Annotated in this window: 15 protein-coding genes; 8 read left to right on the top strand and 7 right to left on the bottom strand. The window is 66.0% G+C overall.

Features of this window, described 5'->3' with window-relative positions; genetic code table 11:
• Positions 1 to 105: 105 nt before the first annotated feature.
• From ACWPN8_RS00290 to ACWPN8_RS00275, 4 genes are all read right to left on the bottom strand, one after another.
• Entirely contained in the window at positions 106 to 1,260 is a 1,155-nt protein-coding gene (locus tag ACWPN8_RS00290) for a porin (RefSeq protein ID WP_492239510.1), read from the bottom strand.
• Positions 1,261 to 1,484: 224 nt separating this feature from the next.
• On the bottom strand, positions 1,485 to 3,065 hold the full coding sequence (locus ACWPN8_RS00285) for an aldehyde dehydrogenase (NADP(+)) (protein WP_492239509.1): 1,581 nt from the start codon (positions 3,063 to 3,065) through the stop codon (positions 1,485 to 1,487).
• A gap of 43 nt (positions 3,066 to 3,108) precedes the next feature.
• Positions 3,109 to 4,035 carry a dihydrodipicolinate synthase family protein gene (locus tag ACWPN8_RS00280; RefSeq protein WP_492239508.1) on the bottom strand — a complete coding sequence of 309 codons (927 nt, stop codon included), beginning with the start codon at positions 4,033 to 4,035 and terminating at the stop codon, positions 3,109 to 3,111.
• Between the two features lie 56 nt (positions 4,036 to 4,091).
• Positions 4,092 to 4,976, bottom strand: a complete 885-nt coding sequence (locus tag ACWPN8_RS00275) for an SMP-30/gluconolactonase/LRE family protein (protein WP_492239507.1) — start codon at positions 4,974 to 4,976, stop codon at positions 4,092 to 4,094.
• Between the two features lie 212 nt (positions 4,977 to 5,188).
• Between ACWPN8_RS00275 and ACWPN8_RS00270 the strand changes: the two genes are divergently transcribed.
• The 7 genes from ACWPN8_RS00270 (at position 5,189) to ACWPN8_RS00240 (ending at position 15,285) form a co-directional block, all read left to right on the top strand.
• Positions 5,189 to 6,181 carry a LysR family transcriptional regulator gene (locus tag ACWPN8_RS00270; RefSeq protein ID WP_492239506.1) on the top strand — a complete coding sequence of 331 codons (993 nt, stop codon included), beginning with the start codon at positions 5,189 to 5,191 and terminating at the stop codon, positions 6,179 to 6,181.
• 165 nt (positions 6,182 to 6,346) lie between these two features.
• Entirely contained in the window at positions 6,347 to 7,438 is a 1,092-nt protein-coding gene (chvE, locus tag ACWPN8_RS00265) for a multiple monosaccharide ABC transporter substrate-binding protein (protein WP_109446570.1), read from the top strand.
• An 83-nt stretch (positions 7,439 to 7,521) separates the two neighbouring features.
• Positions 7,522 to 9,102 carry a multiple monosaccharide ABC transporter ATP-binding protein gene (mmsA, locus tag ACWPN8_RS00260; protein ID WP_492239505.1) on the top strand — a complete coding sequence of 527 codons (1,581 nt, stop codon included), beginning with the start codon at positions 7,522 to 7,524 and terminating at the stop codon, positions 9,100 to 9,102.
• Positions 9,099 to 10,298, top strand: a complete 1,200-nt coding sequence (gene mmsB / locus ACWPN8_RS00255) for a multiple monosaccharide ABC transporter permease (RefSeq protein ID WP_492239504.1) — start codon at positions 9,099 to 9,101, stop codon at positions 10,296 to 10,298. Before mmsA ends, mmsB begins: the two co-directional genes overlap by 4 nt.
• A gap of 47 nt (positions 10,299 to 10,345) precedes the next feature.
• On the top strand, positions 10,346 to 11,284 hold the full coding sequence (locus ACWPN8_RS00250) for a Gfo/Idh/MocA family protein (RefSeq protein WP_492239503.1): 939 nt from the start codon (positions 10,346 to 10,348) through the stop codon (positions 11,282 to 11,284).
• Between the two features lie 56 nt (positions 11,285 to 11,340).
• Complete coding sequence (locus tag ACWPN8_RS00245; RefSeq protein WP_492239502.1) at positions 11,341 to 13,353, top strand: methyl-accepting chemotaxis protein; 2,013 nt, start codon at positions 11,341 to 11,343, stop codon at positions 13,351 to 13,353.
• 93 nt (positions 13,354 to 13,446) lie between these two features.
• Positions 13,447 to 15,285 carry an IlvD/Edd family dehydratase gene (locus tag ACWPN8_RS00240; RefSeq protein WP_492239501.1) on the top strand — a complete coding sequence of 613 codons (1,839 nt, stop codon included), beginning with the start codon at positions 13,447 to 13,449 and terminating at the stop codon, positions 15,283 to 15,285.
• A 104-nt stretch (positions 15,286 to 15,389) separates the two neighbouring features.
• Here the strand turns inward: ACWPN8_RS00240 and ACWPN8_RS00235 are convergent, their stop codons facing one another.
• Positions 15,390 to 17,057 (bottom strand): LeoA/HP0731 family dynamin-like GTPase, encoded by a 1,668-nt coding sequence (locus ACWPN8_RS00235; protein WP_492239500.1) that lies wholly within the window; start codon positions 17,055 to 17,057, stop codon positions 15,390 to 15,392.
• Between the two features lie 63 nt (positions 17,058 to 17,120).
• Complete coding sequence (locus tag ACWPN8_RS00230; RefSeq protein ID WP_492239499.1) at positions 17,121 to 18,824, bottom strand: GTPase domain-containing protein; 1,704 nt, start codon at positions 18,822 to 18,824, stop codon at positions 17,121 to 17,123.
• A gap of 520 nt (positions 18,825 to 19,344) precedes the next feature.
• On the opposite strand from ACWPN8_RS00230, the gene ACWPN8_RS00225 reads away from it, so the two are divergent.
• A complete protein-coding gene (locus tag ACWPN8_RS00225; protein WP_492239498.1) occupies positions 19,345 to 20,865 on the top strand; it encodes a ribonuclease J in 1,521 nt (506 codons plus the stop codon).
• Positions 20,866 to 20,954: 89 nt separating this feature from the next.
• Here ACWPN8_RS00225 and ACWPN8_RS00220 read toward each other — a convergent pair whose 3' ends face one another.
• Positions 20,955 to 22,760 (bottom strand): carbon starvation CstA family protein, encoded by a 1,806-nt coding sequence (locus ACWPN8_RS00220; protein WP_109446583.1) that lies wholly within the window; start codon positions 22,758 to 22,760, stop codon positions 20,955 to 20,957.
• Positions 22,761 to 22,891 lie beyond the last annotated feature (131 nt).

Below are 22,891 nucleotides of genomic sequence, written 5' to 3'. Positions count from 1 at the left end.
GGACGCAACCACCGCGGCGGGATGGAGAGAAACACCGCGGCGGCGCGAAGACGAAAGAGACGGAAAGGCCGGGACGTCGGTCGGCCTTTTCGGAACGACAGGCTGTCAGAAGGCCAGATCGGTCCGGATGATGAAGATGTCGCCCTTGTCGCTGTTGGCGGCGACGTCGGAGCTGAGCTTGAAGTGGTTGTATTCCGGCGCGAGGCTGAAGCCGGGAGCGACGACATATTTGGCGCCGACGGTGAACAGCTCGAACTTGCTGCGGCCGCGCACCGTCAGGTCGCCGGCGTCCTTGGCGTTCAGGTAGCCGACGCCCAGCGTGGTGGGGCCGAAGGTGTACTGCGCGCCGGCGGTCCAGACATCCTGCTTCTCGCGGCTGACGATGGCAGCGCTGGATTTGGCATAGCCGCTGTCGCCCGACCAGGCATAGCTGCCGCCGATCTTGAAGCCGGCATAGGCCAGCGTCAGGCCGGCATGGGTGGAGGACAGCTTGTCGAACTGCTGCGCCGGGGTGGTGGTGGAGTTCTTGGCCTCGCCGCCGAGATAGAACAGGCTGCCGTTGACCGCGACGCCGCCCAGCGTGTTGGTGTAGGTGCCGCCCACTTCATAGACGTCGCGATAGGCACCGGTGCGGTTGGCCGAGGCGAGCGCCAGCTTGGAGCGGTTGACGTCGGTGTTGCTGCTGTCCGACGCCGGCTGGTAGGAGGCGCCGAGCTTGAAGCCGGCGATCTCCGGGGTCCAGTAGGTGGCGCGGGTGGCGCTGTTGCCGGAGATCAGCGCGCGGATGTTGCCGATGGTGACCGGCGCGTTGGCCGCGCTGTTGCCGAGCCAGGACGGGAAGGAGCCGTCGACGCCGCCGGTGCCCCAGTCGGACGGGGCGATGATGCCGCTGTCGTCGGACGGGCCGTTCTCGACGCCCAGATGCAGGACGCCGAAGCCGCCGTTGACGAAGATGAAGGCGCGGTCGTTGGTGACGGTGCGGGCGTTGTTGGTGCCGTTCTCCGCCAGCAGGCGGATGCGGGCGCCATATTCCAGCCCGTTGTCGGCCTTGGCCTTCGGCGTCACCAGCAGGCGCAGGCGGTTGCGGAACTCGGTGTTGCGCTGGCCGCTGTCGCGATCCTGGTTGACGTAACCGCCCTCGAAATAGGCGTCGCCGCCCAGCATGATGTCGAACTTCGATTGAGCGGAAGCCGAGCCGGTCGCCATGACGCAGGCGAGCGAAAGGGTGGCTGCGCCAAGCAGCAGAGCTGATCTCACCATTTGCGTTTCCTCTAAATGCGGTTTGTTTTTGCTTCGATGCACTGGGTGGGAGCGATACTTCGGCGATGCGTCAGACGCACGCCCTGCCCGACCGTCAGGCCCGGCGCGGGGCCGGATCCGACGGTGTCCTCCGCGTCAGCGCTCCCTCTGACGCAGCCGTTGCGGGTTGCTGGTGCCGGTCGGTCCCGGCCCTGGTCCTGGCCCTGGTCATCTCGGACCGGCGGTCACTCCTGTCCCAAAGTCCCGTCGATGCGCCGCCACAGCCCAAGCGGGTTGCCGTCGCGCAAAGCCTCCGGCAGCAGCTCTGCCGGGATGTCCTGGTAGCAGACCGGGCGCAGGAAGCGGCGGATCGCCAGCGTGCCGACCGAGGTGCTGCGCGGGTCCGAGGTCGCCGGGAACGGGCCGCCATGCACCATCGCGTGGCAGACCTCCACCCCGGTCGGCCAGCCGTTCGCCAGGATGCGGCCGGCCTTGCGCTCCAGCGTCGGGATCAGACCGGCCACCGCCGCCTTGTCCGCCCCATCCATCTGCAAGGTCGCCGTCAACTGCCCTTCCAGCCTTTCCGCCACCGCCGTCATCGCCGCCACGTCCGCGCAGCGGATCAGCAGCGAGGCGGCGCCGAACACCTCCTCCTGCAACGCCGTGTCGGCCAGGAAGGCCTCCGCCGTCGTGGTGAAGAAGGCCGCCTGTGCCTGGTTCGGCCCGCTGCACGCCAGACCGCGGGCCAGAGTCTCCACCTCGCCGCTGCCGGCCAGCTTGGCGACGCCGCTGTCGAAGGCGGCATGGATGCCCGGCGTCAGCATGGTCGAGGCGGCGCTGCCGCCGATGGCCTCCACCGCAACATCGACGAAGCGGTCGAGGTCCGGCCCGTCCACCGCCAGCAGGATGCCGGGGTTGGTGCAGAACTGCCCGGCCCCCATGGTCAGCGAGGCGACGAACGCCTTGCCCAGCGCCTCGGCGCGCGAGGCCAGCGCCGCCGGCATCAGGAAGACCGGGTTGATGCTGCTCATCTCGGCATAGACCGGGATCGGTTCCGGCCGCCTGGCCGCCACCCCCATCAGCGCCAGCCCGCCGCCACGCGAGCCGGTGAAGCCGACCGCCTTGATGCGCGGATCGGCGACCAGCGCCGTGCCGATCTCGTTGCCGGTGCCGAACAGCAGGGAGAAGACGCCTTCGGGCAGGCCGCAGGAGGCAACCGCCGCCTGGACGGCGCGGCCGACCAGTTCCGAGGTGCCGGGATGGGCGCCGTGGCCCTTGACCACCACCGGGCAGCCGGCGGCAAAGGCGGACGCGGTGTCGCCGCCGGCCACCGAAAAGGCGAGCGGGAAGTTCGACGCACCGAACACCGCGACTGGCCCCAACGCGATGTGGCGCTGGCGGATGTCGGCGCGCGGCAGCGGCGTGCGCGCCGGCAGGGCCGGGTCGATCCGGGCCTCGATCCAGCTTCCTTCGCGCACGACCTGGGCGAACAGGCGGAGCTGGCCGACGGTGCGGCCGCGCTCGCCCTCCAGCCGGGCGCGCGGCAGGCCGGTCTCGGCCATGGCGCGGGTGATCAGCTCGTCGCCGATGTCGAGGATGTTCTGGGCGACTGTTTCGAGGAAGGCGGCACGCTGCTCCAGCCCGGTCTCGCGGAAGGCGTCGAAGGCGGCCCAGGCCAGCGCGCAGGCGCGCTCCACATCCGCCACGCCGCCGCCGCCGAAGGCGGGCTCCAGCGCCTCGCCGGTGGCGGGGTCGACGGCGCTGAACCCGCCCTGGCCGCCGCGGTGCGCCGTGGCGCCGATCAGCATCTCGCCGGTGATGGTCATCTTATGGGGTCTCCTTGCCCGAAACTGCTTGCCCGGATGCCGCTCAGCGCGCCCAGCGCAGAACGAGCGGATCGAGACGCTTCGCGGCGTCCAGCAGGCCGTCGCGGCTCATCGGGTGCGGGTTGGCCGTCGGGTGGCGCATGGCGTCGGACGCGACGATGCCGCCCTCCTTCATCAGGATCTTGGCGGTGGCGATGCCGCACTGGCGGTTCTCGTGGTTGATCAGCGGCAGCCACCGCCCATAGGCCGCCACCGCCGCCTCGCGGTCGCCCGCCAGATAGGGATCGACGATCTGGCGGATGCCGTCGGGATAGGCGCCGCCGGTCATCGCGCCGGTCGCCCCGGCGTCGAGGTCGGCCAGCAGGGTGATCGCCTCCTCGCCGTCCCACGGCCCTTCGATGGCGTCGCCGCCCAACTCGATCAGGGTGCGCAGCTTGGCCGCCGCCTGCGGCACCTCGATCTTGAAGTAGGAGACGTTGGCAATCTCCCGCGCCATCCGCGCCAGCAGCGGGGCGGACAGCGGGGTGCCGCTGACCGGCGCGTCCTGGATCATGATCGGGATGTCGATGGCGTCCGACACGCGGCTGAAGAACTCGACGATGCCGGCTTCCGGCACGCGGATGGTGGCGCCGTGGTAGGGCGGCATCACCATCACCATCGCGGCCCCCAGATCCTGGGCGCGGCGGCTGCGGTCGGCGCAGGCGCGGGTGCTGAAATGGGTGGTGGTGACGATCACCGGAACCCGGTCGGCGACATGGGCGAGGATGGTCTCCATCAGCAGTGTGCGCTCGTCGTCGGTCAGCACGAACTGTTCGGAGAAGTTGGCGAGGATGCACAGGCCGGTGGAGCCGGCGTCGATCATGAAATCGACGCAGCGCTTCTGGCCGTCGAGGTCCAGTTCCCCCGCTTCGGTGAAGATGGTGGGGACGACGGGGAAGACGCCGCGATAGGGGCGGGCGCTGGACGGCATGGCGGGAAAATCCTTCCTCGAAATCAAATCGGCAGACAGCACTCGGCGGTCGGGACTCAGGGCGACGGAGGCCCGAACCGTCCGGGCGGCAGGCCGCGGACGCCGGGGTCGCACTCGAACAGCGCACCGGCCAGCGGCTCGTCCGGCCGGCCGTGCGCCGCGGTGGTGATGAACAGCCGGTCCAGATCCGGACCGGCGAAGACGCAGGAGGTGACGCGCGAGACCGGCAGGGCGATGGCGCGGTCGAGCGTGCCGTCGGGACGGAAGCGGCTGATGCGCCCGCCGTCCCAATGGCAGACCCACAGCCCGCCCCCGGCGTCGCAGGTCATGCCGTCGGGATAGCCGTCGGCCTCGGTGAAGCGGATGTGGACGCGCTTGCCCGACAGGCTGCCGTCGGCGCCGATGTCGAAGGCGTAGACCGTCCGCGCCGCGCTGTCGGTGTGGTAGACCGTCCGCCCGTCCGGCGCCAGCGCCGGCCCGTTGGCGACGGTGTAGCCCTCGTCGACCGGCGTGACCGCGCCATCGGGGTCGATGCGGTAGAAGCTGCCGGCCGGCACCTCCTCCGCATCGTCCATGCTGCCGATCCACAGCCGGCCGTCGCGGTCGGCCTTGCCGTCATTCAGGCGGTTGCCCGGCTTGTCCGGCTCGATCCGGGCGATCTCCTCGCCGACGACCGCCGCCTCGCCCGGCTCCAACCGCAGCCGGACCACCCGGCGCGAGCGCAAGCCCGCGACGAAGCCGTCGCCGTCGGCGCTCTCCACCAGCCAGCAGGCGGCGTCATCCAGATCCCATCCTGCCTGCGAGCCGTCCGACAGGCCGTGGCGCAGGATGCGGGATCCGCGGATATCGACGAAATAGACGGCATCCTGCCGCGGGGACCAGAGCGGACCTTCCCCAAGCACAGCCCGGGCCTGCCAGACGCAACGCGCTTCCTGCGCCATCCCGCTTAACTCCCCCTCGCTTCGCTCTTTCGCCCCGGAGTTCGCCCCCGGCAAATCGCCGTCACCGGTGAATTTTTAAATTTGTTGACGGCGCAAACGATAAGAGGCCTCTTGATAATCGTCCAATACGAAGATCGGCGCTTGCGATACCAAATGTCGTATCCCGACGTCTGCTATCAAGTCGCCGCCGCCCCATCGGAGGCCGCACCCCCGTGACCCCGCAACGTTTTCCGCCGAACTGGTTCCAGAAGGCGCGTCTGAAGCTGCGCCATCTCCAGCTGTTCGCGGCGCTCGACGAACACCGCAACCTGCACCGCGCCGCCGCCAGCCTGAACATGTCGCAGCCCGCCGCCTCCAAGCTGCTGGGCGACCTGGAGGAGACGCTGGGCATCGAGCTGTTCGACCGCCATGGCCGCGGGATCGAGCCGAACTGGTACGGCAGCCTCATGATCCGCCACGCCCGGATGATCCTCAGCGAATTGCAGGAGACGGGCGAGGAGCTGAACGCCCTGCTCGCCGGCCACAGCGGCCGGGTGTCCATCGGCACCGTCATGGCCCCGGCGGTGGAGCTGGTGGTGCCGGTCATCAGCAGCCTGACCCGCGACCATCCCAACCTGAAGGTCGCCGTGGCGGTGGAGACCAGCGACGTGCTGGCCGACCGGGTCCACCAGGGGGTGATGGATTTCGCCATCGGCCGCCTGCCCGGCCATTACGACCCGACCGCCTTCGAGTATCAGGAGATCAGCAGCGAGGAGCTGTGCTTCATCTGCCATGACAGCAACCCGCTGCTCCGGCTCGGCCGTCCGCTGACCGCGGCGGATTTGTCCGACGCCACCTGGATCCTCCAGCCCGTCGGCACCCTGCTGCGCGACCGGGTGGAGGCGCTGTTCCGCGCCGAGGGCGCCCGGCTGCCGCACAAGGTGATCGAAAGCGCCTCTCCGGTCATCTCGATGGCTATGGTGGCGGAAACCGAGTCGATCACCGTCTTCGCCCGCGCGCTGGCCCAGGTGTTCTCGCCCAGCGGCTGCTGCGCCATCATGCCCTTCCACAAGCGGTTCAGCGTCGAGCCCTACGGCATCTTCTGGCTGAAGGACCGGCCGCTGTCACCGGGCGCCCGCACCGTGCTGTCGGCCGTCCGCGCGGCGTCTGAACTCAAGATGCGCCTCGTCGCCGCCAGCCCCGCCGCCACCGCTGCGGCACGGTGACGAACGATACCGAAATGCATATCGATTTGCCGAATAATCATATTTGACAGTTATGGGAAAAGGGAGGATTGCTAGGGACACCAACCATCGCGTCCCACGCCATCCGCGCCACAGAACGCGGGGGCGGCGTATCGCGTGCCGTAGTAACGGGGAGGATTCCGGTCCATGTCGTCCGCCAAGCGCACTTCCTTCAGCTCCAAACTGGCCGGCCTCGCCGTCGGCCTGATCGTCGTCGCCGGTGCCGCCGCCGTCCCGGCCATGGCCCAGGACAAGCCGACCGTCGGCATCGCCATGCCGACCAAGTCGTCGGCGCGCTGGATCGACGACGGCAACAACATGGTCAAGTATTTCCAGGAAAAGGGATACAAGACCGACCTGCAATATGCAGAGGACGACATCCCCAACCAGCTCGCCCAGATCGAGAACATGGTCACCAAGAACGACAAGGTTCTGGTGATCGCCGCCATCGACGGGACGACGCTGACCGACGTGCTGCAGAAGGCCGCCGAGCGCGGCGTGAAGGTCATCGCCTACGACCGCCTGATCCGCGGCTCGGCCAACGTCGATTACTACGCCACCTTCGACAACTTCCAGGTCGGCGTCCTCCAGGCCTCCTACATCGAGAAGGCTCTCGGGCTGAAGGACGGCAAGGGTCCGTTCAACATCGAGCTGTTCGGCGGCTCGCCCGACGACAACAACGCCTACTTCTTCTACAACGGCGCCATGTCGGTGCTGCAGCCCTACATCGACAGCGGCAAGCTGAAGGTCGGCAGCGGCCAAGTCGGCATGGATAAGGTGTCGACCCTGCGCTGGGACGGTGCCGTCGCCCAGGCCCGCATGGACAACCTGCTGAGCGCCTATTACGGCAACAAGCGGGTCGACGCGGTGCTGTCGCCCTATGACGGGCTGAGCATCGGCATCATCTCGTCGCTGAAGGGAGTCGGCTACGGCTCCGCCTCGCAGCCGATGCCGGTCGTCACCGGGCAGGACGCCGAGGTGCAGTCGGTCAAGTCGATCCTGGCGGGCGAGCAGCGCTCCACCGTCTTCAAGGACACCCGCGAGTTGGCGAAGGTCACGGTCGGCATGGTCGACGACCTGCTGGCCGGCCGCACCCCGCAGGTCAACGACACCAAGACCTACGACAACGGCAAGAAGGTGGTTCCCTCCTATCTGCTGAAGCCGGTCAGCGTCGACGCCACCAACTGGAAGCAGGTCCTGGTCGACGGCGGCTACTACAAGGAATCGCAGATCAAGTGAGTGAGCGGCGCGGGAGGGGGTGCCGACCGGCGCCCTCCCCCGCGCTCCGCCCAACAGCGGATCGGGCGTTCAGAGGTTCATACATGGACAGCATTCTTGAGATGCGCGGCATCACCAAGACGTTTCCGGGTGTCAAGGCGCTCGACAACGTCAACCTCTCGGTCCGCGAGGGGGAGATCCACGCGCTGATCGGCGAAAACGGCGCCGGAAAATCGACGCTGATGAAGGTGCTGAGCGGCGTCTATCCGCACGGCACCTACGAGGGCGAAATCCGTTTCGGCGGCCAGCCCGTCGCCTTTCGCGGCATCGCCGACAGCGAGAAGCTGGGCATCATCATCATCCACCAGGAACTGGCGCTGGTTCCGCTGCTGTCGATCACCGAGAACTTGTTTCTCGGCAACGAACAGGCGAAACGCGGCCGCATCGACTGGGTCGCCGCCACCGCCCGCGCGCGCGAACTGCTGCGCATGGTCGGGCTGACCGATTCGCCGGAGACGCTGATCACCGACATCGGCGTCGGCAAGCAGCAGCTGGTCGAGATCGCCAAGGCGTTGTCCAAGCAGGTCAAGCTGTTGATCCTCGACGAGCCGACCGCCAGCCTGAACGAGAGCGACAGCGACGCGCTTTTGGAGCTGCTGCTGCGCTTCAAGGAGCAGGGCATCTCCTCCATCCTGATCTCGCACAAGCTGAACGAGATCGCCAAGGTCGCCGACCGCGTCACCATCCTGCGCGACGGCACCACGGTGGAGACGCTGGACTGCCACGACGCACCGATCAGCCAGGACCGCATCATCAAGGGCATGGTCGGCCGCGACCTCGCCGACCGCTATCCGCGCCGCACCAGCAATCCGGGCGGCATCCTGTTCGAGGTGAAGGACTGGAGCGCCGACCACCCCATCCATGCCGGCCGCCGCGTGGTCAAGGACATCGACCTGCATGTGCGCCGCGGCGAGGTGGTGGGCATCGCCGGCCTGATGGGCGCCGGCCGCACCGAATTCGCCATGAGCCTGTTCGGCCGCTCCTACGGCCGCAACATCCGGGGGCAGGCCTTCCTCGACGGGCGCGAGATCGACGTTTCGACGATCAGCAAAGCGATGGGCAACGGGCTGGCCTATGCCACCGAGGACCGCAAGCATTACGGCCTCGTGCTCGACAACGACATCCGCCACAACGTGACGCTGGCCAATCTGGACGGTGTCGCCAAGCGCGGCGTCATCCACCACGAGCGCGAGATCGAGGTCGCCAACGACTTCCGCCGCCGCCTGCGCATCCGCTGTTCGGACGTGTTCCAGCAGACGGTCAATCTGTCCGGCGGCAACCAGCAGAAGGTCGTGCTCAGCAAATGGCTGTTCGCCGACCCCAAGGTGCTGATCCTGGACGAGCCGACCCGCGGAATCGACGTCGGCGCCAAATATGAAATCTACACCATCGTCAACCAGCTGGTGGCCGAGGGCCGCGGTGTCATCCTGATCTCGTCCGAACTGCCGGAGCTTCTGGGTGTCGCCGACCGCATCTATGTGATGAACGAAGGCGCCCTGGTCGCCGAGATGCCGGCGGCCGAGGCCAGCCAGGAAAAGATCATGCACGCCATCATGTCGTCCGCCTCGAAAGCCACGGCAGCCCGCGCCGCCGTCGCCGCTGCCGCCCGGGAGTCCCTGCAATGAGCGCCGAACTGAACCTGCCGGCAGCGCCGCCGCGCCAGGCCTCGATGGCCAAGTTCCTGAAGAGCCACATGCGCGATTACGGCATGCTGATCTCGCTGCTGGCGATCGTGGCGTTCTTCCAGTACATGACCAACGGCACGCTGCTGCAGCCGCTGAACCTGACCAACCTCGTCCTGCAGAACAGCTACATCGTCATCATGGCGCTGGGCATGCTGCTGGTGATCGTCGCCGGGCACATCGATTTGTCGGTGGGCTCCATCGTCGGCTTCATCGGCGCGCTGGCCGCCATCCTGATGGTGCAGTTCCACTGGCACTTCATCCCCACCGCCATCGTCAGCCTGTTGGCCGGTGCGGCCATCGGCGCCGCCCAGGGCTATTGGGTCGCGTACTTCCGCATCCCGTCCTTCATCGTGACGCTGGCCGGCATGCTGGTGTTCCGCGGCCTCAGCCTCGCGCTGCTGGCCGGCCAGTCGGTCGGCCCCTTCCCGGTGGAGTTCCAGCGCCTCAGCTCCGGCTTCATCCCGGACATCTTCGGCACCGAGGGCTTCCACACCACCACGATGGTGCTGTGCCTCGCCACCCCGGCGATCCTGATCGCCTTCAGCGTCGCCGCCCGCCTGCGCCGCCACCGCTTCGCCATCGAACAGGAACCGCTGATCCTGTTCCTGCTGAAGAGCGCCGGGCTGTTCGCGGTGGTCGCCTATGTCGGCTGGCTGCTGTCGACCTACAAGGGCCTGCCGAACGTCCTGATCATCATGGCGCTGCTGATCGGCATCTATGCCTTCGTCACCCGCGACACCACCATCGGCCGGCGCATCTACGCGCTGGGCGGCAACGAGAAGGCCGCCAAGCTGTCGGGCATCGACACCCGCCGCCTGTCCTTCTACACCTTCGTCAACATGGGCGTGCTTGCCGCACTCGCCGGGCTGATCTTCGCCGCCCGCCTCAACACCGCGACGCCGAAGGCCGGCGTGTCCTTCGAACTGGACGTGATCGCCGCCTGCTTCATCGGCGGCGCCTCGGCCTCGGGCGGCGTCGGCCGGGTGACGGGTGCGGTGATCGGCGCCTTCATCATGGGCGTGATGAACAACGGCATGTCGATCGTCGGCATCGGCATCGACTGGCAGCAGGTGATCAAGGGTCTGGTGCTGCTCGCCGCCGTCTGCTTCGACGTCTACAACAAGGGCAAGGCCTGACGGCGGTCTTGTGACCGCCCTCCCCTTCCCCGACCGGACATATCGCCATGACGCTCCCCACCCTCGGACTTGTCGGTCTGGGAAAGATCGCCCGCGACCAGCATATCCCTGCCATCGCCGCCACCGGCCTGTTCAAGCTCGCCGCCGTGGTCAGCCCGGACGGTGCGACCGCTGAGGGCGTGCCGAGCTTCCGCTCCCAGGCCGAGATGCTGGCCGCCCTGCCCGGCCTCGACGCGGTGGCGCTCTGCACCCCGCCCGCCGTCCGCCACGGCCTGACGGTCGAGGCGCTGCGTGCCGGCTGCCATGTCCTGATCGAGAAGCCGCCCGCCGCCACCCTGTCGGAGCTTCACGATCTGGCGGCGGAGGCGGAGGCTGCACGGCGCACCCTGTTCACCGCCTGGCATTCGCAGTTCAACCCGGCGGTCGAGGAAACCAAGCGCCGCTTGGCGGATGCCGACATCCGCAGCGTCGCCATCACCTGGAAGGAGGATGTCCGGCGCTGGCATCCCGGCCAGGACTGGATCTTCGCGGCGGGCGGCTTCGGCGTCTTCGATCCCGGCATCAACGCCCTGTCGATCCTGACCGACATCCTGCCGGCCCCGGTCTTCGTCCGCGCCGCCGACCTGCATGTGCCGGCCAACCGCGACACGCCCATCGCCGCGACGCTGGAGATGGGGGCGGCTCCCGGCTCCCGCATCGGCCGCGTCACCGCCGACTTCGACTTCCTCCAGCAGGGCGAGCAGACCTGGTCCATCGTCATCCACACCGCCGATGGCCGCCTCGACCTCACCCATGGCGGCACCCGCCTGTTCGCGGACGGCGCGCCGGTGCTGGCCGAGCCCGACACCGAATACCAGCGCATCTACCGCCACTTCCACCGGCTGATGACGGACGGGGCGAGCGACGTCGACGGCCGGCCGCTGTCGCTGGTCGCCGACGCCTGCATGGTCGGCCGCTGGCACCGCACCGACACCTTCGACTGGTAGCAGCGCCCCGCAACAGGGCCCCAAAACTGGGCCCCGAAACTGGGAGGTCCCCCCGCATGCCCATCGCCAGCAGAACCCGAATCGGCACCCGCATCGGCCACCGGATCACCGCCGGCAGCGCCGGCCTCCTGCTGTTCCTCGCCGCCGTGGCCGGGGTGGGCATCAACGCCCTCTCGCAAACGGAAACGGTGGTGAGGACCTACGGCGATCTGGCCAAGCGATCCAACGATCTCGGGCGCCTGCAGGCGCTGATGCTGGAAACGCGCCTCAAGGCCACCGGCTTCCTGCTGAGCGGCCGCGAGGAGGATGCGGACGGCGTGCGGTCCTTGCTGGACGAGGCCGCCCGCATCATCGGCGAGGGCGCCGGGACGATGGGCGATCCGGCGATGGCCAACACGGTCAACGCGATGGCCGAGCAGACCGGACGCTACCGGGTCGCCTTCTCCGAAGTGCAGGAGATGCAGGCGAAGCGGGACGCCGCCCTGGCCGAGGAGGCCAAGCTGGGCGCGCGGCTGCGCACCATGCTCGACACCATCCTGTCCAACGCCCGCAAGTCCGGGAACGCCGAGCTGGTGACCCTCGCCAGCCAGACGATGGAGCATGTGCTGTCCGCCCGCTTCGTCGCCATGCGCTTCCAGAAGGAAGGGTCGGCCGGCCTGGCCGTGGCGACGCGCAACGAACTGAAGAATGCCGTCCAGAAAAGCGAGGCGATGACGAAGACCGCCGACGCCCCTCCCCTCGCAGCCGCCCTGATCAAGACGCTTGCGGCCTACGGCGCCGAATTCGACCGTCTGGTGTCGGCGACGGAAAGCCGTGACGGGCTGGTCGGGGACACCCTCGCATCGCTCGGCTCGTCCATCGGCACCCAGGCGCGGGCGTTGACCGACCAGGGCATCGCCACGGAACAGACGCTGCGCACCGGCACGATGGCGCAGCTCGAGGAACAGCGCCGGACGATGGCGATGGTTTCGGCCGCCGGGCTGATCCTCGGCCTTGCCGCCGCGCTGCTGATCGCCCGCAGCCTGTCGCGCCCGGTGGTCGCCATGACCGACGCCATGACCCGGCTGGCCGGCGGCGACCGCTCGGTGACGATCCCCGGCCTCGACCGCCGCGACGAGATCGGCGGCATGGCCAAGGCGGTGCAGGTCTTCCAGGCCGGGTTGATCGAGGCCGACCGCATGGCCGCCGACAAGGCCGCCGAGCATGAGGCCCGCGTCCGCCGCGGCGAGCGCATCGACCGCCTGACCCGCGAGTTCGAGCGGACGGTGGACAGCACGCTGGGCCGTGTCGCCAGCGCCGCCACCCAGTTGCAGTCCACCGCCCGGACCATCCAGTCGACCACCGACGAGACCAGCCGGCTTGCCGGCGACGCCGTCCGCAGCTCCGGCGAGACCACCGGCAGCGTCGAGACGGTGGCCGCCGCCGCCGAGGAGCTGGCGGTTTCCATCGTCGCCATCAGCCAGCATGTCGCCCACAGCGCCGAGGTGACCGAGCAGGCGGTCGGCATCGCCCGCGTCACCGACGAGACGGTGCGCAGCCTGACCGGCGTCGCCCGCCAGATCGGCGACGTGGTGCAGCTGATCGGCTCCATCGCAGCGCAGACCAACCTGCTGGCGCTGAACGCCACCATCGAGGCGGCGCGGGCCGGTGACGCCGGCAAGGGCTTCGCCGTGGTGGCGAACGAAGTGAAGAGCCTCGCCGCCCAGACCGCGAAGGCGACCGAGGAGATCGAGGCACAGATCGCCGCCGTCCAGCGCGTCAGCAGCGAGGCGGCCGGCGCCATCACCGAGATCGCCAAGGTCATCGGCGAGGTCAACGAGGCCTCCGCCACCATCGCCTCCGCCATCGGCGAGCAGCGGGCGGCGACCAGCGAGATCAGCGGCAGCATCCAGCGCGCCGCGCGCGGCACCCAGGATGTCCGCGACACCATCGCCGGCGTGACCCACGCCTTCCAGGCCACCAGCAACGCCTCGCGTCAGGTCAAATCCGCCGCCGACGGCCTGTCCGGCGAGGCCGACGACCTGCGCGGCTGCGTGTCGCGCTTCCTGGCCGACATGCGCGCGGCCTGACCCGACCACGGCCTTGAGCAAGGCCAAAGAGACGCAACCACAACTCCGGCGCCGGGCCTCCGGTCCGCGCCCCAACCTGAAACCGGTGTCGATATGTCCGAGACGAAGCCCCCCTTCCCCGCCAATGCCGACGGTTCAGCCCAGGATTCAGAGCGTCGCCTGCGGTCGCGCGCGTGGTTCGACAACCCCGCCAACCCCGACATGACCGCGCTGTACCTTGAGCGCTACCTGAATTTCGGCCTGACGCGCGAGGAGCTGCAATCCGGCGCCCCGATCATCGGCATCGCCCAGACCGGTTCCGACCTCAGCCCCTGCAACCGCCACCATCTGGTGCTGGCCGAACGGCTGCGCGAGGGCATCCGCACCGCCGGCGGCATCGCCATCGAGTTCCCGGTCCACCCGATCCAGGAGACCGGCAAGCGGCCGACCGCCTCCATCGACCGCAACCTCGCCTATCTCGGCCTCGTCGAGGTTCTGCACGGCTATCCGCTCGATGGCGTCGTGCTGACCATCGGCTGCGACAAGACCACGCCGGCCTGCCTGATGGCGGCGGCCACCGTCAACATCCCGGCCATCGCGCTGTCGGTCGGCCCGATGCTGAACGGCTGGTTCCGCGGCGAGCGCACCGGATCGGGCACCATCGTGTGGAAGGCCCGCCAGATGATGGCGGCCGGCGAGATCGACTATCAGGGCTTCATCGAGCTGGTGGCGTCGTCCGCTCCCTCGACCGGCTACTGCAACACCATGGGCACCGCCTCGACCATGAATTCGCTGGCGGAGGTGCTGGGCATGCAGCTTCCGGGCTCCGCCGCGATCCCCGCGCCCTACCGGGAGCGCCAGCAGGCCGCCTATGAGACCGGCAAGCGCATCGTCGAGATGGTGCGCCAGGACATCAAGCCGTCCGACATCCTGACCCGCGACGCCTTCCTCAACGCCATCGTCGTCAACTCCGCCATCGGCGGCTCGACCAACGCGCCGATCCACATCAACGCCATCGCCAAGCACATCGGCGTGCCGCTGACGGTGGACGACTGGCAGACCCACGGGCTGGGCGTGCCTCTGCTGGTCAATTTGCAGCCGGCCGGCGAGTATCTGGGCGAGGACTTCCACCGCGCCGGCGGCGTTCCGGCGGTGGTCGGGCAGCTGATGACCCAGGGCCTGATCCGCGAGGACGCGCCCAACGTCAACGGCCGCAGCATCGGCGAGAACTGCCGCAACACCGAGATCCTCGACACCCGCGTCATCCATCCGATCGACGACCCGCTGAAGATCAACGCCGGCTTCGTCGTGCTGCGCGGCAGCCTGTTCAACGCCGCCATCATGAAGACCAGTGTGATCTCCGACGAGTTCCGCGAGCGCTACCTGTCCAACCCGAAGGATCCGGAAGCCTTCGAGGGCAAGGTCGTCGTCTTCGACGGGCCTGAGGATTATCATCACCGCATCGACGACCCGTCGCTGGGCATCGACGCCTACACCATCCTGGTCATCCGCGGCGCCGGCCCCATCGGCTATCCCGGTGCGGCGGAGGTGGTGAACATGCGTCCGCCCGCCGACCTGATCCGCCGAGGCATCCATTCCCTGCCCTGCATCGGCGACGGCCGCCAGTCCGGCACCTCGGGGTCGCCGTCGATCCTGAACGCCTCGCCGGAGGCGGCGGCCGGCGGCAATCTGGGCCTTCTGCGCTCGGGCGACCGCGTGCGCATCGACCTGCGCCGCGGCAGCGCCGACATCCTGATCTCGGACGCGGAGCTTGCCGACCGCAAGGCCACGCTGGAGGCGGCCGGCGGCTACCCCGCCCCGCCGTCGCAGACCCCGTGGCAGGAAATCCAGCGCGGCATCGTCGACCAACTGGACGAGGGCATGGTCCTGAAGCCGGCGGTCAAGTACCAGCGCGTGGCGCAGACGATGGGGATCCCGCGCGACAACCATTGACGGCTGGGAGCTTTCGGGCAGGATGACCGCCCTCCTGCAGTGCGGGAGGGCGGCGTCCATCTTCCAACATGGAAGTTATGTCTTCCTGATCTGCAATGCCTTTTTTATATGTCGATAGTAACCTTTGCTCCGGCCAACCGCGGCGGTTCACCCCCGTAACGGAGGTGCAGGGTTTCCGCCTCCCTCGCCCAGTCACGCATCGCGCTGTTGCGTTCTGCAGCCTTGAGGAACGCGTCGCGCAAAGCTTCAAACAGGCTGTGCATCGCGTCGATCTGAGGAAAATAGGTCGACATGAACTCGGGTGCATCGATATGAGCCAGGAGGTTGGAGCGCTGGCCCTCCAAATCCTTCACAATTTCCCGACGACCCTCTTCGAATTTTTCAACCCTTTGCGACTCCCGCCACATCGACCAGATTTCCAGCGCGATACCTATCCCTGCCAGAGCGCCATTGGCGAAGCGCGCTGCCTTGATGGCGCCGTAGGGCTTGAACTTGAATGCGGGCATCACCCAGTCGCGGGCTTTCAGGATCATCGTGTTGCTGATCGTGGCGCTGCCCCCGAACTTGCCAGCCACTTTACCGAGTGTGGTTGTCAACGCGGTCTCGCCTGAACCGTCGGCAACGAAATTCGCACTCATTGTGACGATCTGCTGACTGATCGGACCAAGTTCCCGTGTGAATGCATTCTTGATCGCCGCCGTCACGGCAACCCCATCCCGCCCGATCTTGCGGTCGAAGAATTCCTCAAAACCGTCCATACTGGTGTGCTTTGCTTCGGTGATCAGATCGGCGAAGTAATCGTCCACTTCCCGACGAAGCGCCATCTGGGCTTCTGCGGCCTCCCGCTTGTAGCGGGCAAGGCGCGGCTCTTCCTCCTTGGCTTTCCCATCGGCGATGGCGGCCGACTGCTCGGCCTCTTCCGCCGCCTGACGCGCCGGCAGCAGCAGACGCTCCGTCACATCCCGAAGGATCGAGAGACAGGTCTGGCGCTTTGCCTCCTCCGCTCCGCCTACGGCATCGACCTTCTCCGCCGTGGCCGTGCGCAGATCGTCGATATGGGACAGCCGTGCGTATTCGTCGGGACGCTCCAGCCAATTGGCGATGCCTTCATCGAACGGATTGGCCGCGACGCCGACGATGGACAAGCTTGCCTCCTCATCGGCCGTCAGTCCGATCAAATCCCGCAGGCGGGATCTGATATTCGCTTTCTTAATTTCGAGATTACGTTCGTAATCGACATCGTCCTCGACGTCGGCAACCATATCGAAGCGGCCGATGACGAAGACCGTACGCGAGAGTAGGGCAAGCTCGCGGAAAAGCCAGTTCAATTCGTCCCGATGGCTGTCCTTCAGCGGATTGGATGGGTTCAGGACATAAAGGACGAGATTGGCTTCGCTCACATATTTACGGCTCAGCTCCTTGTATTTTTCCGCGACGCCATCACCGATATTCTTTTCCTTGAAGCCGAACAGGCCGGGCGTGTCGATCAATTCAACCTTATCGCTGGCGTCATAGACCGTGACTGCGTTTGACGACTCGCTCTGGCTGATCTTCATGTCGTTGGGCACCATGCCGAGCCAAGCGGCGGCGAGCGACGTCTTGCCCTCGGAGAAACCGCCAACCAGCGCAACCTTCAATTTCCCCACCCCGGCGGCACTGAGCTTGTCGAGCTTCTCTCTCAGATGCTTGGGAAGCGTAACCCCCAGCTTCTCGCCGATTTCAAGAAAAGTCAGAATATCGCTGACGTCATGGGTCTGGTGGGAGGCCATCATAATCATTCCTAGAGTGTGAAATGGGTTGGGCTAACTGCCGCTCGCGGACGTTTTTGACATTTCTCAGCCGGTCGACGAATACACCTCGGCATAGCGGTAAAGGTAGGAGGGGTCTTCAGCGAGCTGCCTCAGGTCGCCAACTGACTTTCTCATCGAATTGGCTGCCGCATTAAAATTCTGTTCCACGGATTGCAAGGGAAGCGTCATATCAAGAACATGCTTCCTGAGATCTCTCTCAATCTGCCGCAGTGTTTCATTCACATCTTTGCGCAATTTTGGCTTTAACATGTCGATGTTTTTATTTAGAGACAGTTTTTGCTGATCCTTATGATAATCACTGCTGAAGAAATTCCAGAAACTGCGAAAAATACCCATGACCGCAGTAATTCCAGCAATTATTGGCCCACCGGCCAGCAAAGCTACTGCCGTATTTACGGCAGTCCCAAAAACCCCACCCCAGTCGATGCCGCTATTCGTGCTAACTTCTGCAGCATGAGAGAAGGAAGAAACAAAATCCTTACTGTCAAATGCACGGGTATCCTTGAGATATTTCTCTACGAGCTGAAGCGCTTCCTTGCACGATTTCTGCGCATTCCGAACGGTGCTCCCCACCCTGCTATTGACAGTTTCTGGAAGTCGATCACGCTCCTCAGAAAGAACCTGCTCAAGCTTTTTCTTCAGCTCGCCATCCCCGCTCAACCCTTTTTCAATCGCCTGCAACATCTCCTTCCGCACGCGCAAGACACACCCGTTCGTCACTTCATCGGTGAGGCGCTTCACGGCTTTCGACGCATCCTCGGCGATCATCTCCAGTTCCGGCCCCAGGATCTTAAGCTGCTTTCCCAACTCTCTGGCGGGTTTTGCGAAGTGGTGCTCAGCCTTCTTTTCCAGAAAATCGGCCGCCGCCATGATGGGTGGAAGCAGCTTGTCGAGATTGGCTTGAGCGATTTCGCTCCGGGTCGGGACGTTGTCCCTCAACAATTTTCCAAAACTTTTGACGTTGCTGAATGCCAGCAAGTCAGTCGAACTCACTTTCGTGAGAAATTTCTCTCGCTGGCTGGCGAAGCGGCTGTCGGACGGCAGATTATCGGCCAATGCCAGAAAACCGGGCAAGGCGCTTAGAACAACATGCCCTTGATAATGAGAACCCAGTACTTCGCGCATCTTCCCATCGAGCGAATTCACTCCATCGGCAAGGCTCTGCCTCTCATCGTCGTTGGCGAGCGAAGTACCGATCTGCCTTGGGTTGTTCAGCTTCTTGTTATAAACGGCCCAGACTTTTGCCTGAGGCTTAAGCTGCCGCTTAATCTTTTCCAGCGTCCCGTCCCGCCCATCGTCGCCGCCCTGCGGCGGCCGGGCATCGGCGGTAACGTAAAAGACCACATGGGCACGGTGGAGAGCGTCCTCTATTTCAATAGCGACTTTCGCCTCGTTGCCCTCGATGCCCGGTACATCGACAAGGTTGAAACCGGTACCGTCATACAGGCATGGATGAGCGCTGGCTTTGCGCGTGTAATCGGGAGAACCATCCCCGATCGCGTCGCCAGGTATGTCTCCGGCAGAGCCGAACAGAAGCAGCAGCGCCTCAATTAAGGTTGACTTGCCGGCGTTCGTCTCGCCGTAAAACGCCACGCTCGGATCCGTCCAATCGAGGCGCTTCCATATCTGTGCAATTTCTTGATGCAAATTGGCTTCAGCATCTGCAACAATTTTCTGCGCCACAATCATCGGGTCATTTATAGATTGCTCTTGGCTTCTTTTGTTCATTTTTAATATCACTTAACCAGAATTTTATCTCTTTTAGAGAGAGTTTTTCGATTTTAATAAAACCCGAAGTTCATATCAAGCGCTCAATCGGCAAAATATGTGTTCTTAGGCACTGAAACACACTGTTGAATGGTGAGCTCGACCGCCCCATAGCGAGAAAGAGCTTAAACAACCATCGAATCACAATTGAGTTCTCTTATGCCGTCCGACGTCCTGCAGACACGTCCGTGAAAATCATCCGGAGTAAAATTTCAGATGCACTCCACGCTCAATCCCCGCCCCACCATCCCCACGCATCCCAGCAATGCCCCACCATTTCGTGTGACCTTTCACGCATGCCCTTGACGTGCGCATCCCTTTGCCCACATAAGCCCTTACGAAACATTCGGTCCCAGTCGTCCGACGGCCGCCGCACGGCGCCTCCGGCAGGGACTCTTCATCCCGAGATCCGCATCGACGAGCGATGCACGCCCGTCCGGCAGCGTCGAATGCCGGCCTAAGTGAGACGTACGACAGAGGCATGACGTTTGATTCAAAGCGGCGCCGGATGGCGCCGAACAACCGCGCACGCAACCGCAACCCGCGTCCGCGTGATGATTTCGACAGCTCCCGCCCTCCGGCCAATCCGGTCCATGGCGGCGGCCCCACCGGCCCGGTTCCCGGCAAGGACGAGATCCTGTTCCTTCCGCTGGGCGGCTGTTCCCGCATCGGCATGAACATGGCGCTCTACGGCCATGCCGGCAAATGGCTGATCGTCGATGCCGGCGTCGCCTTCGTCGGCGACGAGATGCCGGGCATCGACAGCCTGATGGCCGATCCGGCCTTCATCGAAGAGCGGATGCAGGATGTCGTCGGGCTGGTGGTGACCCACGCGCACGAGGACCATATCGGCGCGATCCACCATCTGTGGCCGCGCCTGCGCTGCCCGATCTATGCCAGCCCCTTCGCCTCCCACATCATCCGGGACCGGCTGAAGGAAAAGGGCGCCCACCGCGCCGCCAAGGTGCAGACCTTCGAGATCGGCGACACGCTGACCATCGGTCCCTTCCGGATCGAGACCATCGCCGTCACCCACTCGATCCCCGAGCCGATGTCGCTGGCGATCCGCACGGCGGCCGGCACGGTCCTGCACACCGGCGACTGGAAGTTCGATCCCAACCCGCTGGTCGGCCGCAGCACCGATTTCGCCGCGCTGAAGCGGCTGGGCGACGAAGGGCTGCTCGCCATGATGTGCGACAGCACCAACGCCGACGTGCCCGGTTCGACCGGGTCGGAGGCCGACGCCCGCGCCGGCCTGATCGGCGCCTTTGCCAACCGCTCCGGCGCCATCGCGGTGACCGGCTTCGCCTCCAACGTCGCCCGCATGACCGCGGTGGCGGAAGCGGCGGCAGCGGTCGGGCGCAAGGTGGTGCTGGTCGGCCGCTCCATGCTGCGCATGGAAAAGGCGGCGCAGGCCTGCGGCTATCTCGACCATGTGCCGGACTTCATGGATGTCCGCGAGGCGTCTTGGACCCCGCGCGACAACCTCGTGTTCCTGTGCACCGGCAGCCAGGGCGAGGAACGGGCCGCACTCAGCCGTCTGGCCCGCAACGAGCACCGCGAGCTGTGGCTGGAAGAGGGCGACACCGTCATCTTCTCCGCCCGCGCCATCCCCGGCAACGAGGAGGCGCTGGCCGAAATCCACGAGCATCTGCGCGGCATGGGCGTCGAGATCGTCACCCCGGCCGATGCGCCGGTCCATGTCTCCGGCCACCCGAAGCGCGACGACCTCGCCCGCATGTATGGCTTGGTCCGTCCCCGCTTCGCCGTGCCGGTCCATGGCACCATCGAGCATATGGAAGCCCATGCCCGCCTCGCCCGGACCTGCGGCGTCGAGCGCGCGCTGGTTCCGGAGGACGGCGACATCCTGCGCATCGCCAAGGAAGGCACCCGCGTCGTCGGCCGCATCGAGCCGAAGCGCCTCGCCAACACCGGGCGGGAGCTGATCGCCTGGATCCCTGCCGAACTGCCGGCGGAAGAGACGCTCGTCGCGGCGGCCTGATCGCCGCGGAAGCGCCGGACGGACAAAAGCGAACGGGCCCTGTGGAACACTCCACAGGGCCCGTTCGCTTTTCTACGGCACCCGAACCGTCATTCGGCCGGGGTGGCAACCATCGGAACCTCGATGGCGCGGGCCTGGAGCAGTTCCTTCCACTTGCGGAAGGCGGCGATCAGGATGATGAAGCCCAGCGTCAGCATGATGATCGAGATGCCGGCGTTGAAGGGGTTGTAGCCCTTGGCGGCCTTGTTCAGATAGACGTTGGCGATCATCCAGTAGCCGGCGACGTTCACCGTGACGAACAGGTAGGCCAGCGGGATCAGGCAGGTCAGCATGTAGATCCGCTTCTGGGCCAGCCGCAGGATGATGGTGGCGCCGATGATCAGGCCGACCGAGGCCATCAGCTGGTTCGACACGCCGAACAGGGCCCAGACCGAGTTGATGTCGCCCGACGTCAGCAGATACCCCCAGGCCACGCAGGCGATGACGCTGGCGATGATCGAACCGGGGACCCAGTCCAGCCGCTTCATCGGGGCATAGACGTCGCCCAGCAGGTCCTGGATCAGGTAACGGGCGACGCGGGTGCCGCTGTCCACGGCGGTCAGGATGAACACCGCCTCGAACATCACGACGAACTGGAAGAAGTAGGAGGCGAGGCTGTTGAACCACGGCACGCGGGTGAAGATTTCCGTCATGCCGACCGCGAGGGTCACCGCACCGCCGGTCCGGCCGTAGAGGTCGAGGCCGATGTCCTGGCTCAGACGCGGCAGGTCGACCACGGTCATGCCCAGGGCCTTGAAGGCGGCCGGAGCGGAGTTGATGGCGAAGTAATCGGCCGGATGCAGGGCGGTGGCGGCGATCAGCGCCATGACGCCGACCAGGCATTCCGCCAGCATGCCGCCGAAGGCCACCGGACGGATGTCGCTCCACTTGTCGATCAGCTTGGGCGTGGTGCCCGACCCGATGAAGGCATGGAAGCCGGAGATGGCGCCGCAGGCGATGGTGATCGAGATGAAGGGCCAGACCGGGCCGTTCAGCACCGGGCCGCCGCCATGGATGAAGTCGGTCAGGGCGGGGAAGCGGATTTCCGGGTTGATGAAGACGACGCCGACGACCAGCGCGCCGAACACGCCGACCTTCATGAAGCTGGACAGGTAGCCGCGCGGGGTCAGCAGCAGCCAGACCGGCAGCGCCGTGGCGAAGAAGGCGTAGATAGGCAGGATGACGGCGACCGTTTCGGCATGCAGCGTCAGCCATTCGCCCAGCAGCGTGCCCTGGATGTAGGGGCCGGCGAAGACCGAGGCGGCGATGGCGGCGATGCCGACCTGGGTGGCGCCCTTGGACGAGCCGGTGACCTTCTCGTAGAGGCCGAGCGCGATGGCGATCGGGATCGTCATGAACACCGCGAAGGCGCCCCAGGCGTTGCGTTCCAGCGCATGGACGACGACCATCGACAGGCCGGCCATGGTGATGGTGATGATGAACAGCATCGCCAGACCGGTGCACCAGCCGGCCACCGGGCCGAGTTCGGCCTTGGCGACTTCGGACAGCGACTGTCCCTTGTGCTTCATCGAGGCGAACAGCACGACGGTGTCATGCACCGCACCGCCGACGACGCAGCCGATCAGCAGCCACAGGAAGCTCGGCAGGTAGCCGAACTGGGCGGCCAGCACCGGACCGACCAGCGGGCCGGCGGCGGCGATGGCGGCGAAATGCTGGCCGGCATTCACCCATTTCTTGGTGGGCACATAGTTCTTGCCGTCCGCCAGGATGTGGGACGGGGTGACTTCCGAATCGTCGGCACGGAGAACCTTGCGCACGAAGAACACGCCGTAGAAGCGGTAGCAGAGCGCAAGAATGCAGAGTGTCGCGATCACAAATGTTAGGGCGTGATCCATGACGGCTCTCCTGAAAGGGATATGCCGCCGGTGTACGCCCGCCGCGGGGCCTCGTGGGGTGGAATGCCGCGAGCGGCAGCCGGGAGATGCCGAGCGGCAGCCGGCAGGGGGCGAGCGGCGGCGCCCGAATA

The organism is Azospirillum sp. UENF 112521 (genome assembly GCF_058780665.1).
This window is presented reverse-complemented; position numbering and strand designations above follow the sequence as displayed.